Genomic DNA, 289 nt, shown 5'->3' on the forward strand with positions numbered 1-289 from the left:
GTGCTGACCTGCCGTCGGAGACGGTCCTGGGTCAGCGCCGCAGCACCTTGCGGGCCAGCAGGTTCCCGGACACCTGGATCACCATCACGATCGCGACAAGGACGAGGATCGAACCCCAGGTGACGATCTCGTCGAACTGCCGGAAGCCGTAGACCTGGGCGAACGAGCCCAGTCCGCCGCCCGCGATCACGCCCGCGATGGCCGTCATGTCGATGATCGCCACGAACGCGAACGTGAAGCCGAGGATCAGCGGACCGAGCGCCTCGGGCACCAGGACGGTGAACGTGAT

General features: G+C 66.4%; 1 pseudogene. It reads right to left on the reverse strand.

Annotation, left to right across the window (positions count from 1 at the left end):
- Positions 1–31 precede the first annotated feature (31 nt).
- Positions 32–289 (reverse strand): annotated as a pseudogene (locus ACOADB_RS10030) (ABC transporter permease); the annotation flags it as partial.

Source organism: Nocardioides sp. CPCC 206348 (assembly GCF_048654705.1).
Classification (GTDB): Bacteria; Actinomycetota; Actinomycetes; order Propionibacteriales; family Nocardioidaceae; genus Nocardioides.